Genomic DNA, 13,341 nt, shown 5'->3' with positions numbered 1-13,341 from the left:
AGTATGCCCGAGATCTTGCTCCTCGCATACTGTTCTTGTATTTATTCCTCCGTCAGCGATTCACGGACGGTCTTCCACCTGTGACGATACTTCTCAAGTTTAGGATGCAGATGCTGCGGCTCCCTTGGCAGCAGGAGTCTCAGCTTCACAATCCACTCTTCAAATGAAGAGTAAGCTGCAATCTGGTTGGTCATTTCTGGCGATACGTACAAGAAATAGGGCGGCTCATATTTGTCACTCAGATGCCTGAGTGCCGCTTCCAGCGGCGTATATTTCTTGCGCTTACCTTCAAAGCTTTCTACAACTACCCCGGAATGGGAAGCGTTATTCTTCCAGTCGTAGAGCTGCTGCTCACGCTTGTGATAGGCTCTGACGGGTTCCTTCGACATCCTTCTTACGGTCTCCTCGTGGAGCGGATAGAGGACCAGCCTTTTGAAATCCAGCTTCCGGGTAAGATCTGCCGCTGCCTCCAATTCCTCGTCCGTAATATGCTCGAATGTATCGTAGTAGATTAACGTACCTTTTCTTGTCTCTTCGGGCGGTTCATACCCATAGGGCACAGAAATGCTGCTGCGTCTCAAGTCAACCCCAGCCCTTCTTTAGTTATTGTCCAGCCTCATTAAGATGATCCTTGCAGAATGCCTCTACTTCGGCAAGTTCATCCTCTTCCAGATCGAAATCCATATACTTGTCGGTTACTCTCTCGTGGATATGGTATTTAACAATCCCCATCTTGCCCTCTTCAACACCATAGATGACTCTTAGGTAAATTCCATGCTCTGAGTAAAGTTCATCCTCTTCATCTACTTCGAGATCCAGAATGAACTCGTAACGCTTGCCGGTCAAAATGCCAAATGGATCCTTAACCAGCTCCACACTATATGCAGTAATATTATCCATCATCTTCGCCCTTTCCATGCGGCGGTTGATCCAAAGCTTTCAGTTTCTCAAATGGAAGCTGGATTGGTGCCCCGCTGCTGTGCCTATTACAATATACGTTATTTTATAATAATCCAAATCAGCGTACGGGTTCAACCTGGTCAGAGAAATACTTAGAGTCGGCAGAAGTTAAAAGGGGTTGAACAGGCTTCGCACCTGTCCAACCCCCTGTATATTAGAACTTCCACAGTTAACAAGAATCCGGAATTGAATCCGGATCATGTTTATACTTCGATCTGCTTCTTCAAATAGCGGTCCAATTCCTTAGACCACTTGCCCTCATTGCTGTCCAGCAGCTTCAAAACCTGCTTAATGGTTATTAACAGCTGGCTGTCAGCTGTTCCCTTCTGAACAGCAGCTTCATAAGCTTTGCGTACTTTGGGCAGCAGTGTTGTGAACTCATTCTTGCTGTTCTCATTGTACACCGGCGTGTTGCTCGATCCATAGAAGACATTGAACTTCATCCCTTCATATTCGAGCTTTACGGCCTTCGTCCGGTTGGATTTCGGATAGCTCTTGACGAAATTCTCCAACGCCAGGGTCCGCTTGATTAATTCGTCCCAGCTGATCACTACTGCTGCATCTGAGAAGGCAGGCTGGTTCGTCTGTGTGGCCATAATATCAATATAGGCTGCAATATCCTTCGTCACGTAGGGTTTGAAGGGCTTAAATCCTTCATAATCCATGGTCAGGAAATACATCCCTTCACCGGTTGCAACTTTATAGCCTTTGTCGCGTGCTTCAGTAAGAATGCTGCGAATCTTGGAGTCTTTTATTAAGCTTAACAGCGTCTTATAGGACAAATCCTTCTTCTGGCGATAGGCTGTATCAAGTGCCTTCTGAACATTAGAAGGATATAGTTTCGCACTTGATGCCTCCAACTGAGCCCGCTGGGCATTCTCCAGATGAAGGGTCATAATCATGGCCGGGTAAGCTTTGACCTTGCTGATGTTCTTAAGTAAATATTGTCTCGCAGCAGCAAGCTTACTCGGTTTCTTAATGTAGGATTCATATACTAGATACACATCATTGGATGATTTGGCAGTTACCGTAGATGCGGTCTGCGCTCCTGCTGCAGCACTTGGACTAAATGACGCGACAGTTATTCCTGCCGTTAACGCGGCAGACAAACTGAGCAGGAGAACCTTTCTAAGCGAGTCGTTCTTTACATGGAGCCCATTCATTCGACTTCCTCCTCTGTTCTGATTTATCTAAGAGTTATAACTAACAGACGAATCCATTCTGGAAAAAGTTTCATATTATCATGCTGAAATGGTTCATTCCATTTAGATCATCTTATTAAGTAGTAGCTATGCCTTTTCCATATTGATCAATAAAGGAGTAATGATATGCACCCACATCGTCCCGATCCACGTACTTTGGCACAACAGGCCGTTGACACCATTGAGGATTTCGATGGTCCCTACCGCGGCTTTCGCCGGGCACATGCCAAAGGAGCCTGCTTCAGTGCGGTATTCACTCCAAATGGGAGTGCAGCATCCTTAACCACAGCTTCCCATCTTCAGAATACGGAAGTCCCAGCCGTTGTGCGATTCTCGGGCAGTAACCCGAATCCCAATATGGCGGATTTGCTGTCGCCAGCCAAAGGCATGGCCGTTCAATTTCATCTACCGGACCAGTCCATAACGAATATCGTTGCAGCTAGCATCCCCGTATTCTTTGCCCGGACACCGGAGTCCTTCATTGATATTATGAAGACCGCAGCCGCATTTAAGCAAAAGGAGCTTTCTCTGCCAGAAAAGATTGGGGCTATAATCGATCATTTCTCCGAGAGCAAGAATGCCTTCTTTCATCTCGGAGCACTGAAGCCGCCCGCCAGTTATGCCACCATCCCATATTATTCGATTCATGCCTTCTATCTTGTGAACGACAAAGGGGACAGACAAGCCGTCAAATACGAATGGGAACCGGATCTGGGCGTACATACTTTGTCCGCTAAGGAGGCCAAATCCCTGCCTTCGGATTATCTTGAGGAAGATCTAATAAAGAGAACTGGAGAGGCACGAGTCAGGTTCAAGCTCAATCTTGTACTTGGTGAGCCAAGCGATCCTACAGACGATCCTACCCTTATCTGGTCCGATCAGCGGACTCGGCTTGAAGTGGGAACGCTCTCGATTACAGGCCCGATCCCTGAACCGGAGAGTCTAGTTATGGACCCAACTTTACTAACCCCGGGAATTGAACTGTCCGAAGATCCGATATTAAACTTCCGACACGAAGCTTATGCCATATCCCATCACAGGCGGAGTGTAATGGAATAGATTACGAATAACCTCTTTACGAGAAGAAGCCCTAACTGAGCACTCCCCAGTTAAGGCTTCTTGGTTCTTGTTACGGCGAACCCACCGCTTCACACTGCTGCTCCGGCTTTCGACCAAAACATCCTGCCGACTATTCAAAGGGGCAGTCCGGATTCCAGGCTGCTCAGCGCGGACTCAAGCAGATCAGCGAATTTCTGATCTGGATGCTCCGCGTGATGCATCATGACTGAGATATTCACCCCAATAATAGCACCTGCCAAAGTACTGACGGCAAAATCATCCGAGCTTCTGCCCGAACGCTTGGCTACCATTCCGGTAATCATCTCCATAGTCCGCATCATATTGTTAAGCAGGGCTGCCCGAAGCTCTGGCACGCTCATGATCAGCTGATTTCTCTCCCGCATAGCGATTAGCTCCTGGTCTGACATCCCTTCTACACCCGACAACATGGCTGCCTGTATCGCCTGAAGCGGACTTAGGTCCGGCGGCTGCTTCTCAAAGGCTTCAATCAAGATCGGATCATAGTTGTCCGTAATGATCACGTCCTCTTTGGTTGAGAAATATCGAAAGAACGTACTTGGAGATATCTCCGCCGCTTCCGCGATTTGTTCAACTGTAGTGGAGTTATATCCCATTTCCCGAAACAAACGCAGGGCGTGCATTTGGATCGATGCCATTGTCTTGGCCTTCTTTCGTTCACGCAGCCCCATCCCCCTTTGATCACCTGATGCCAACTTGCTCACTCCCCGAGATTAGTTAATCCCGAATTCCTCAGTCTCCTTCCGTTCAGAGCTTGAATGCAGGAATGCCAGGACAAATAGAAGCCCCAACACGGCGATACCTGCGCATACCCACAGCATCATGTCCATTCCATGAATAAATGCCATACGTACGGAATTCAGAAGATTCTCCGAATGTAACTGGTCCGCAGCAGCTGCACCCGCTGATACACTCTGCTGCACTGCCTCTACGGCTTGACCCGGTATTTCGTCTAAATTCAGTTTATCATGATATCCGTTACTAAGCACGGTTCCTAGCAGAGCAACTCCAATCGCGCCGCCGACTTGCCGCAAAGCCATAATCAGAGCTGAACCCACACCGCTTCTCTCCGCTGACAGAGTAGAGATCGCAGTATCCATAGCTACTGGGAGTACAAAACCAATTCCAAGTCCTACAATGGAGATCCAGATGGATGTGAATCCATAATCATGCCCTATATGCGTTGTTGCACCCAGACTCATTCCACCTGTCAGCAGCAGGAATCCAAATAATAGGTTCCATTTCCCGCCCTTCCATGCAGTAATGACATCAGATACTTTCGCGCCGACAATGAGCCCTCCTATGATGGGCAGAAGACGCAGCCCCGTCCCCATAGCATCAGCTCCTTCTACAGCTTGGAAATACTGCGGCGTGACGAATAAGATTCCGAACATGGCAAAGGAGACCAAGGTCGCCAGAACCGAACCCCATGTGAACTCTGGAGATCGGAACAATGAAATGTCGATTAAGGCGTGAGCAGTCCTTCTTTCCCACCAAATAAATACTGCCAATAAGACAATTCCAGCCAGGATAAAAAGCAGCGATGACAGGTCTCCCCATCCCTTCTCACCCACCTCAATGACTCCATACGTAAGCCCGGATAAGCCGATACTGGACAGAAGCACTCCGGGTAAATCCACACGCGGTTTCTCTGAACTCCGCGACTCAGGTAGCAGAATCGAGACTGCCAATAACCCAACGATAATAATGGGAATATCGATGAGGAATACAGACCCCCAAGAATAGTTATTTAATAACCATCCGCCCACAATAGGTCCAAGCGGAATTCCAATCGAATTGGCGGTCACCCAGATTCCAATGGCCTTAGAGCGTTCCTGTTCCGTGAATATCACGGGAATAATAGACATCGACAGCGGCAGCAGGAATGCAGCGCCCAGCCCAAGAGCAGCACGCCCGGCTATTAGCTGTCCAGCTGTATGAGCATAGGCGCTTGCCGCAGATGCTGCTCCGAACAGAATGAGTGCGATAATTAGCATTCGCTTCCGTCCCAGACGGTCACCAAGGAGACCCGCTGGAAGTAATGCCGCAGCCAGAACCAGATTATAGGCATCTGCGAACCACTGCAGTTGACTGTTCGAAGCATGAAGGTCCTCCGCTATTGTGGGCAGGGCCAAATTCAGCACGGTCAAGTCCAGCCCAACCGTGAGCAGACTAACCGCAAGAGCTCCGAGCACCCACCATTTCCTTTTTCCTAAATCCATCATTTCATGTAATCCACCTTTCAATCTTGAGATATTTTGGCATTAACTTTCTTTTGATAGTCTATGTCATTTTATATTCACCGTCAACTTTTTCTTCGCAGCACAAAAAAAACCGCTCCTCGAAAGGAACGGTTTCATGCACGAAGCTTTAGATTGTTTGTCGCAATAAAGCTATTAACCCACTAAATTAAGACCCTGCACCTCTGTATTTCTTCACCCCGTAATTCCAGGCGGTCAACCCGATACTGAAGAAAATGATTCCCATGACAGGGGTCAGGAAAGCCATCCTCTGCATTTCCTCCCGGTGGAGGAACAGTGACGCAGGATAAATGCCTACAAAAGCAAACGGCATAATCCAGGTCAACAGCACCTGAATGGCACGATTATAGATCGTTACCGGGTAACGCCCATAGCTTTGAATGTTATACATCAAAGGAAGAATCCCTGTAGGCGCATCCGAGTAAAAGGATAACGAAGTCAGTGTGGTATAGATTCCGGTATAAATAGCAACTGCACTGAGCGTTAGAATGATCATGGCCGGAATGGTCCACCATTCCATAACAAGTCCAAGATTGCTCCCGCTAATCACCATAATAATAATTCCTATGATGGAACCGACCAGAGCAGGCGGGTCCACATTCTCCAGGAAAATCTGGAACAGATTATGGGCCGGACGGGTCATAATCCGGTCCATCTCCCCTTTGACAATATATCGTTCGCTGAATCCCCATAAGTTGATAAAGCAGCTGAATATTCCAAATGGAACCATGAAGAACCCGTACACAAATACAACTTCGTTCTCACTCCAGCCGCCAAGACTATTGGTATGCATAAATATAACGAAGATGAAGATCAGATTCGTGGCCTGAAAAAGCAGATCCGAGATCACTTCTACCCAGAAATCTGCGCGGTAGGTCAGCCTTGTCTTCATATAATTTTTCAGATATTCGCTGATCAATCCTAAATAGTACATACTCTTACCCTCCTTGCACGAACAAGCGCCGCCGCGCCAATCCGTAGAGCCAGATCATCGGAATTAACAAGAGCGCGAACCAGACGATCTGTATGCCCAGAACGTTCCATATCCCCACCCCTTTAACCCGGCCGGTGAACACGGACCCAGGCAGATAGGTGATCGCCTGAAAAGGCAGGAATTCCAGTACTTTCGCTAGCCAGCCCGGAAAGAGACTGATCGGTACAATGAGGCCTGAGAACAGGTCAACGATAACCCGCTTCATCCGCATCATTCCCTCGTTGTTCTCCACGAAGAAAGCCATAATCCCTGTAATGACATTAATCTGTGAATTAATCAGGAAGCTGAAGAACAGCATGACCAAGAATCCTACCCAGGATGACCAAGCCGTCGGCAGCTCAATGGGATACAGCAGCAGTGCCACCGCCATTCCTGGAATCATGAGAAGAAAGAACCTGAACATCCCTTCCCCAAGACCCTGCATCATCTTCACAAGCATATAGTTATAAGGACGAATGAACTGAATGGCGATGCTGCCATCACGGATATCCGTAGAAATCTCACGGTCCAGATTGTTGAAGTAGAAGGCTCTGGCCATCCATGACACGGCAATGTACGTTGTCATCTGGATGGCATTGAAGCCGCCCAGATCACCACCGCTCCCGAATATCGCTTTCCATGTGAAGTAATACACCCCGATGTTCAAGGTATAGATCAGAATTCCCGAGTAATAATTGACGCGATACGCCAGCATAGTCAGAAATCGGATGCGGATGAAATCCAAATATGCGCTGCTTCTTGATCTAGACATGAGCCACCTTATCCTTCTCCGGCTCTGTCTCAGGATTGTCCATCTTCACGGCCGAACCGGACTGGTAGATGCTTCTCACGATGTCGTCGGTATTCGTCTCGATAATTTTGATATCTGTAATATCTGCCTGCCCAACGACACTTCCAAGCACATCTGAGACATTGATCTCGAGGGGAATCCAGACTTTGGCATTCAGATCATTCTCGGCAGACCACTTTACAGGAAGCTGCTGAGTCCAGGCTTCGAGCTGAGCTAACTTGGTGCTGCGGCCGAATTGGAACAGCACCTCACGGCCGGTTCCCCAGCGGTTCTTGAGCTCTTCGAGTCCTCCATCATAAATAATCCGTCCATCATCAAGCATAATGACCCGGGAGCAGAGGGCTTCAATATCCTGCAAATCATGGGTGGTCAGCAAAATCGTTGTACCATGTTCACGGTTCATGTCTCGTAGGAAATCCCGTATTTCAGATTTGACCACGATATCAAGACCGATCGTAGGCTCGTCCAGAAACACAATAGAAGGATTATGAAGCAGAGCTGCCACAAGCTCACAACGCATGCGCTGACCCAGGCTCAGCTTACGGACCGGACGACTGAGCAGATCCTGGAGCTGTAGTCGCTCCACCAGTTCATCCAGCCGCTTCTTGAAGTCCTGTTCAGGGACTTGATATACCTTGCGCAGCAGCTGAAAGGATTCAATTACGCCAATATCCCACCACAGCTGGCTCCGCTGACCGAAGACAACACCTATATTCTTAACGAACTTCTCCCTTTCCTGGTAGGGAACGTACCCGCCTACAGACAAATGGCCTGACGTAGGTACAAGAATGCCTGTCAGCATCTTGATGGTCGTTGATTTGCCCGCGCCGTTCTCACCGATATAGCCGCAGATCTCACCCTGTGGTATTTGAAATGAAATGTCTTTTACCGCGGTTACTTCCTGATATTGTCGTTTGAATAAATCCTGGAATGCGCCTTTAAGGCCTTCCCGATTCCGCTGGACTTTAAATGTTTTTCTTAGATCCTCAACCTCTATCGCGAGCAATTCATTCACCAACTCTCTGTTATTGTTCCAGTATGAAATTATAGTTCAATTCTTTCATTAGTACCACCTAATTTGGACAAAAAGGGGAACAGCAATTCTGACGAAACGTTCCTCCTATCGCTGTTGCCCCAGATTTATCTGAATTAATCCTGATAGGATTTAATTCGGTGGCAAAGGCGACCGCTGTCGCTTCTACGGAATCGTTTTGTTCTCTCGGCTGCTTCGAATTGAGTGATGATACAAAGATAGCCACCCTAGGAATAATGCTAGGGTGGCTAATGGTAACTTTTGACCATACTAACGATTGTTACATGTTAACGCTCATCATGCCAGAAATTCACGGGTGTCAGCTCCGGTGTGATCAGTTCAAAGCTGTAGCCTTCGCGCTTAAGAGTGCTTAGGACACTCGGAAGCACCTTAAGCGTATCTGCCTGATCATGGAACAGGATAACTGGCGCGATTCCGTTCTTGTGCTGCGCATGGACCTGACTCATGACTCGGTTATAAATCGCCTTACTGTTGCTCTTATATTTCCAATCTTCAGAATCCACATTCCAATCCCACAAACGATACCCGTGCGTAAAGATCTTGTCACGGAAAGATTGGAGGAAATAAGGCTTGCTGCCATAAGGAGGGCGGACAAGCTTGGACTTCATCTTCACTGCTTTATAGAGATGATCATTGTCATCATCCATCTCTTTCAAAGCCGCAGCCGGAGACAGATAGAATTTGGACTTTACATGGGTCATCCCATGAAGTGCAGGTTGGTGACCTTCCTTAACCAGTCTTTTGACTGAGGCGGAGTAGGAATCAATATGATTGCCAAGCATGAAGAAGGTCGCCTTGGCGCCGTATTTATCCAGGATATCCAGCAGCTGATCCGTGTGTGCCGTAGGGCCATCATCGAAAGAAAGATAGATCGGTTGTTTGGGCGTTGTCTTTCCTGAAGACGGCTTGTTCGTGCCGGCAGTCTTATCCTTCTGTTCCTGATCCCGCTTCTCCTTCTCCTTCTGCTCTTGTTCCTTCCTAAGCTGCTCTTTCCTTGCCTCCTCGGCCTTGCGATCATTCTCCGCCTTCAGCTCTTTGTCGAGCTGCGCATTCGTCTCTTCATTCTTCACTACTGCGTCTTGATACTGCTGAATGAAGATTTCGTCTGTCAGCACCCCTGAGGCGTTGATAAGTCTTAACAGCTTGGATTCTGCCTGATAGGTTACCAGGTATCCGAACTCTCTTGCTATAGGTGCCACAGGGACCAGGGTCTTCCCGGTTTGAACAAGCAGTTTAACTGCGGTCTCAGCACCATCTGACTTGATGAGTTTCCCTTCAGTCGGCTTCAAGGTGATGCTGGTATTACTCTCTTCCGTCAAAATAATTTCATCCGGAGTTCCCGCAACCTGAACATGAAGGGCCGCAGCCAGGTCTCTGACCGGCATATAGTAATTTCCTTCAATTAATTCAGGCTGAGCTTCTGATAGATTGTCATTCACGCCAAGAATAGCGGTATGATAACCAGCGGCAGCCGCGGTCTGTGCCAATGTCAGACAGAAGACCAGCAAAAGGACAGAAGTGAGTTTTTTGTACATGGAACTTGATTCCTCCGATTTAGCTCTATTAATCTACCTATTAAATTTATACCAATTACTTCAAAAAAGGTAGAGTCGGAGTTCATTTATTCAAGAGTGGTTCTTTCTCCCTATCTTTGAGGTCCTGAATCATAGTTTCATAGAAATTCTTCTTAGTACGAGCAACCTTTTTCACTTCTTCCAGCTGCTTCACTTGCTGTTCAAGATGTTCGATGTGCTGTTCAAGTAACGTCGTTCTTTTCTGAAGAGTTGCCAATATATCGCCTGGCAGGTCACTAGAGAGAATACAACCTTCCTCAGCAAAAATAGCAATATCCCCAAGACTCATCCCCGTCTGCTTTAACCCGTGTATGAAACGGATAAATCTTAAATCCTCCTCTTCATAAAGCCGCTTGCCGTCCTTACGCCCAGGGGCAGGAAGAACTCCTATCTTCTCGTAGTATCTTAGCGTAAATGCCGATATCCCCGTTAATCTCGATACATCCCCAATCGTGTACATTTACATTGCTCCTCCTCATGAAATTAGCACAACCTTCCCGATAACAGCGGATTCCGCCAGCAGTTGATGAGCCTTGGCTGCTTCGCTAAGCGGAAGCCGATCATATATCATTGGAGCAATTTCTCCCGCCGCGAGCAGATTCATTAGTTCTGATACATCTTCCATGAACCAGTCCGGATGCTGGTGGCGCAGGTTAGTGATACTGTAAAGACAGGCGGGATTCCCCGCTGGTGTGACCTGCTGCTCAGCAAGATTAGACCATTCACTTGCCCATATTTCACCGCTGCCCTGTTGAAAAACAGAAGTATAACCATATCCCACAAAACGCCCGTGCTCACCCAAAGTCGTAAATGAACGCCTCCAATTCTCCCCACCGATAGGATCAAAGACCGCATCAATCCCTTCAGGTGCCTCTTGGCGAATAACTTCTACAAAGTCGTCTTTCCGGTAATCGATCAGCCTCGCTCTGAACCTTTCTAACGGCATGTGCTTGGAAGCTGACGCGGTTCCATACATCTTAAGTTTGGCGAGCCGTCCGAGGTCCATCAGGGCAGTTCCCACTCCGCCGCTTGCCCCGTGAATGAGTATCCGGTCTCCTTCCTGCACTTTCGCAATACGATGCAGCATTTGATAGGCTGTTACATAATTCAGAATTATTGTAACAGCCTCAGCATCTTCAATACCGGGTGGAATGGGGATCGCTTCCTCAGCTTTGCAGTATACATAAGAGGCATATGCTCCAACTCCGTCAAAAAACACCGCTGCTTTCTGCCCAATCTCAAATTGGGTCACATCTTCTCCTAATGCATCAATGACTCCTACCGCTTCGTAACCCGGGGTAAAAGGAACCTCAGGAGAATTCGGGTAAAGTCCTTCTCTTCTCATCATATCGGCCAAAGCGACTCCTGAACAGGAGACTTTAATTCGAACTTCATTACGAGTTGGAATTCGCAGCGGTTCATTCACAATCTCAAGAACTTCCGGACCCCCATATCGGTTCACTACCACCTTGGTATTCTTCATTTGTTTTCTCTCCTTCTTCTCAACGGATCAAATTTTACCCATCGTATCAGTTAGAGCTGACTCTAAGTCAAGCCTGCTTTTTTTAGCTTTATTGCAACATTAAGCAGACAATCAGCCTGCATTCAGCGGGCCTTCAGCCAGTCCGTGGATAATGATCCATAAAAGACTAGTTAGATGGATTGAAGTAAGGATTGCGTAATAGATTACCTGGCACAGCATTCAGCTGCCTTGATCCACACGTATATCTCTTTAATTCATTCCATTTAGTAGGAGGAATGCGAGGTTGAAGCTGATGAGACAAAGAAAAATGGCTGTTTTCAGTATATTTATGCTGCTTCTTTCGTTAGGACTGGCTGTGTATTCCGTGATGAGCTATAAAGGAAGCTCTTCCGCAGCCAGCGGCCAGCGGGGTTCCGGACGAATGCAAATGTCCATTCACGATTCTACCGGGACTGCGTCGAATCCACCAGGAGAATTCAAGAGGTACGGCTTCTCGCCAGCCAGTGGCGGGAGATTTGGGGAGAACAGCAGCTCCTCCACTTTCGCATGGCCGATTGCCATATATGCTGTCATCTTCTTCGGTCTTGCGGCAGCTGGCTATTTTATTCTAAAGAAAAAAAGATTTGAAGTAAGGATAACAGATCGAAGACTTCTGCTATGGAGTATGCTTGGGACCGGGCTGCTGTTAAGGATTGCTGCTGCCCCCTGGATCGCCGGACATCCATTTGATATTAATCTGTTCAAGAGCTGGGCCGCTTCTGCCGCTTCGGACCTGACCGGATTCTATCTGAACGGTTCCAGCGATTACCCGCCCTTCTATGTATATATCCTATATATCATCGGCCAGCTAACCAACACAGTCACACTAAGTTCCTATTCAACCCTGCTGATTAAGCTGCCTTCCATTCTCGCCGATGCAGCCACCGCTTACTTGCTCTATAAGGTTGGTCGCAGATATTTAACCTATGAAGCCGGGCTTCTGATCGGTCTCTTCTATGTATTCAACCCTGCTGTATTTATCAATTCAACCGTATGGGGACAGGTCGATTCCTTCTTCACCCTGATAATTGCGGCGGCAATCTATCTCCTGTCAGAAGGGAAGCTGGTCTGGTCTACGGTCATCCTGACACTGTCAGTACTCATGAAGCCGCAGGGAATTATCTATTTGCCGATACTCTTCTTCGCTCTCGTCGCAGCCAGAAAGTGGAGATCGTGGTTTGCTTCCGCAGCATCAGCTGTCCTGACTTTGCTTATTGTCATCCTGCCATTCTCAATAGGGCAAGATCCGCTGTGGTTGTATGATCTATATTCGGGAACTGTAAATGAGTACCCGTATGCCTCGGTAAATGCGTTCAATTTCTTCGCTTTCCTTGGGGCTAATTATAAGCCGGATACGGATACTCTGCTGATCTTCAGCTATCACACCTGGGGACTTATCTTCATCGTATTGAGTACCTTGTTCTCATGGTGGATGTATATTCGGACACGCAGCATCCGCTTCGCATCGGCTTGTGCGCTCCTGCTGATTGCCATGGTATTTACCTTCTCGTCTAGTATGCATGAGAGATATTTGTTCCCAGCCGCAGCCTTATCTTTGCTTGCTTACACGTATCTAAAGGATCGACGGCTGCTCTGGTTGGCAGGCGGGTTCAGCCTGACGATATTTGTGAATACCTATTATATCTATTACAACTCTACCAATGGGGGAAGTTCCTACGGGCTGACGCTCTTTCTCACTTCCTCCCTGAACATCGTGCTGTGTATATATCTCGCCAAAATCCTTTGGGATTGTGGCTCTGCATATCAACAGAGACCCCTCCCTAGATCTGATCAACAAGTTACAGTCCAGCAAATCCCCTAAAAGCCCATAGGGTGTCTAAGCTGCCGTGGAAGTGGCAGCTTAGACACCCTTTCTGTTGCTGCAC

The 13,341-nt window shown here is 47.7% G+C and carries 13 protein-coding genes; 2 read left to right on the top strand and 11 right to left on the bottom strand.

Features of this window, described 5'->3' with window-relative positions; all coding sequences use genetic code 11:
* Positions 1-41 precede the first annotated feature (41 nt).
* From EJP77_RS00265 to EJP77_RS00255, 3 genes are all read right to left on the bottom strand, one after another.
* Complete coding sequence (locus EJP77_RS00265) at positions 42-581, bottom strand: hypothetical protein (protein ID WP_127197200.1); 540 nt, start codon at positions 579-581, stop codon at positions 42-44.
* A 22-nt stretch (positions 582-603) separates the two neighbouring features.
* Entirely contained in the window at positions 604-900 is a 297-nt protein-coding gene (locus EJP77_RS00260; RefSeq protein WP_127198231.1) for a DUF6509 family protein, read from the bottom strand.
* 263 nt (positions 901-1,163) lie between these two features.
* Entirely contained in the window at positions 1,164-2,123 is a 960-nt protein-coding gene (locus tag EJP77_RS00255) for a hypothetical protein (RefSeq protein ID WP_127197199.1), read from the bottom strand.
* A 165-nt stretch (positions 2,124-2,288) separates the two neighbouring features.
* Here EJP77_RS00255 and EJP77_RS00250 point away from each other — a divergent pair, with 165 nt between their 5' ends.
* On the top strand, positions 2,289-3,221 hold the full coding sequence (locus EJP77_RS00250; RefSeq protein ID WP_127197198.1) for a catalase family peroxidase: 933 nt from the start codon (positions 2,289-2,291) through the stop codon (positions 3,219-3,221).
* A gap of 134 nt (positions 3,222-3,355) precedes the next feature.
* On the opposite strand, the gene EJP77_RS00245 is transcribed toward EJP77_RS00250, so the two are convergent.
* The 8 genes from EJP77_RS00245 to EJP77_RS00210 form a co-directional block, all read right to left on the bottom strand.
* Positions 3,356-3,964, bottom strand: a complete 609-nt coding sequence (locus tag EJP77_RS00245) for an acyl-CoA-like ligand-binding transcription factor (RefSeq protein ID WP_342772965.1) — start codon at positions 3,962-3,964, stop codon at positions 3,356-3,358.
* A 9-nt stretch (positions 3,965-3,973) separates the two neighbouring features.
* Positions 3,974-5,485 (bottom strand): MFS transporter, encoded by a 1,512-nt coding sequence (locus EJP77_RS00240; protein WP_127197197.1) that lies wholly within the window; start codon positions 5,483-5,485, stop codon positions 3,974-3,976.
* 184 nt (positions 5,486-5,669) lie between these two features.
* Complete coding sequence (locus tag EJP77_RS00235) at positions 5,670-6,455, bottom strand: ABC transporter permease (protein ID WP_127197196.1); 786 nt, start codon at positions 6,453-6,455, stop codon at positions 5,670-5,672.
* Positions 6,456-6,459: 4 nt separating this feature from the next.
* On the bottom strand, positions 6,460-7,266 hold the full coding sequence (locus EJP77_RS00230) for an ABC transporter permease (RefSeq protein WP_127197195.1): 807 nt from the start codon (positions 7,264-7,266) through the stop codon (positions 6,460-6,462).
* Positions 7,259-8,311, bottom strand: coding sequence for an ABC transporter ATP-binding protein (locus EJP77_RS00225; RefSeq protein WP_127198229.1), 1,053 nt, complete (start codon positions 8,309-8,311; stop codon positions 7,259-7,261). The genes EJP77_RS00230 and EJP77_RS00225 overlap by 8 nt, the downstream gene beginning before the upstream one ends.
* A 314-nt stretch (positions 8,312-8,625) precedes the next feature.
* On the bottom strand, positions 8,626-9,894 hold the full coding sequence (locus EJP77_RS00220) for a polysaccharide deacetylase family protein (protein WP_127197194.1): 1,269 nt from the start codon (positions 9,892-9,894) through the stop codon (positions 8,626-8,628).
* 82 nt (positions 9,895-9,976) lie between these two features.
* Positions 9,977-10,393 (bottom strand): MerR family transcriptional regulator, encoded by a 417-nt coding sequence (locus tag EJP77_RS00215; RefSeq protein ID WP_127197193.1) that lies wholly within the window; start codon positions 10,391-10,393, stop codon positions 9,977-9,979.
* A 15-nt stretch (positions 10,394-10,408) separates the two neighbouring features.
* Positions 10,409-11,416 (bottom strand): medium chain dehydrogenase/reductase family protein, encoded by a 1,008-nt coding sequence (locus EJP77_RS00210; protein ID WP_127197192.1) that lies wholly within the window; start codon positions 11,414-11,416, stop codon positions 10,409-10,411.
* 292 nt (positions 11,417-11,708) lie between these two features.
* Between EJP77_RS00210 and EJP77_RS00205 the strand changes: the two genes are divergently transcribed.
* Positions 11,709-13,277 carry a glycosyltransferase family 39 protein gene (locus EJP77_RS00205; RefSeq protein ID WP_246021687.1) on the top strand — a complete coding sequence of 523 codons (1,569 nt, stop codon included), beginning with the start codon at positions 11,709-11,711 and terminating at the stop codon, positions 13,275-13,277.
* The last annotated feature ends 64 nt before the right edge of the window (positions 13,278-13,341 follow it).

Origin of the sequence: Paenibacillus zeisoli (genome assembly GCF_003994465.1) — a bacterium.
GTDB lineage: Bacteria > Bacillota > Bacilli > Paenibacillales > Paenibacillaceae > Fontibacillus > Fontibacillus zeisoli.
The sequence above is the reverse complement of the archived record's forward strand: the minus strand, read 5'-3'. Positions and strand labels throughout refer to the sequence as shown.

Excerpts from the sequence above, each read along its gene's own strand:
- EJP77_RS00260 (WP_127198231.1), bottom strand. The coding sequence starts at position 900 with ATGGATAATATTACTGCATATAGTGTGGAGCTGGTTAAGGATCCATTT.
- EJP77_RS00255 (WP_127197199.1), bottom strand. The coding sequence starts at position 2,123 with ATGAATGGGCTCCATGTAAAGAACGACTCGCTTAGAAAGGTTCTCCTG.
- EJP77_RS00250 (WP_127197198.1), top strand. The coding sequence starts at position 2,289 with ATGCACCCACATCGTCCCGATCCACGTACTTTGGCACAACAGGCCGTT.
- EJP77_RS00240 (WP_127197197.1), bottom strand. The coding sequence starts at position 5,485 with ATGATGGATTTAGGAAAAAGGAAATGGTGGGTGCTCGGAGCTCTTGCG.
- EJP77_RS00235 (WP_127197196.1), bottom strand. The coding sequence starts at position 6,455 with ATGTACTATTTAGGATTGATCAGCGAATATCTGAAAAATTATATGAAG.
- EJP77_RS00230 (WP_127197195.1), bottom strand. The coding sequence starts at position 7,266 with ATGTCTAGATCAAGAAGCAGCGCATATTTGGATTTCATCCGCATCCGA.
- EJP77_RS00220 (WP_127197194.1), bottom strand. The coding sequence starts at position 9,894 with ATGTACAAAAAACTCACTTCTGTCCTTTTGCTGGTCTTCTGTCTGACA.
- EJP77_RS00215 (WP_127197193.1), bottom strand. The coding sequence starts at position 10,393 with ATGTACACGATTGGGGATGTATCGAGATTAACGGGGATATCGGCATTT.
- EJP77_RS00210 (WP_127197192.1), bottom strand. The coding sequence starts at position 11,416 with ATGAAGAATACCAAGGTGGTAGTGAACCGATATGGGGGTCCGGAAGTT.
- EJP77_RS00205 (WP_246021687.1), top strand. The coding sequence starts at position 11,709 with ATGAGACAAAGAAAAATGGCTGTTTTCAGTATATTTATGCTGCTTCTT.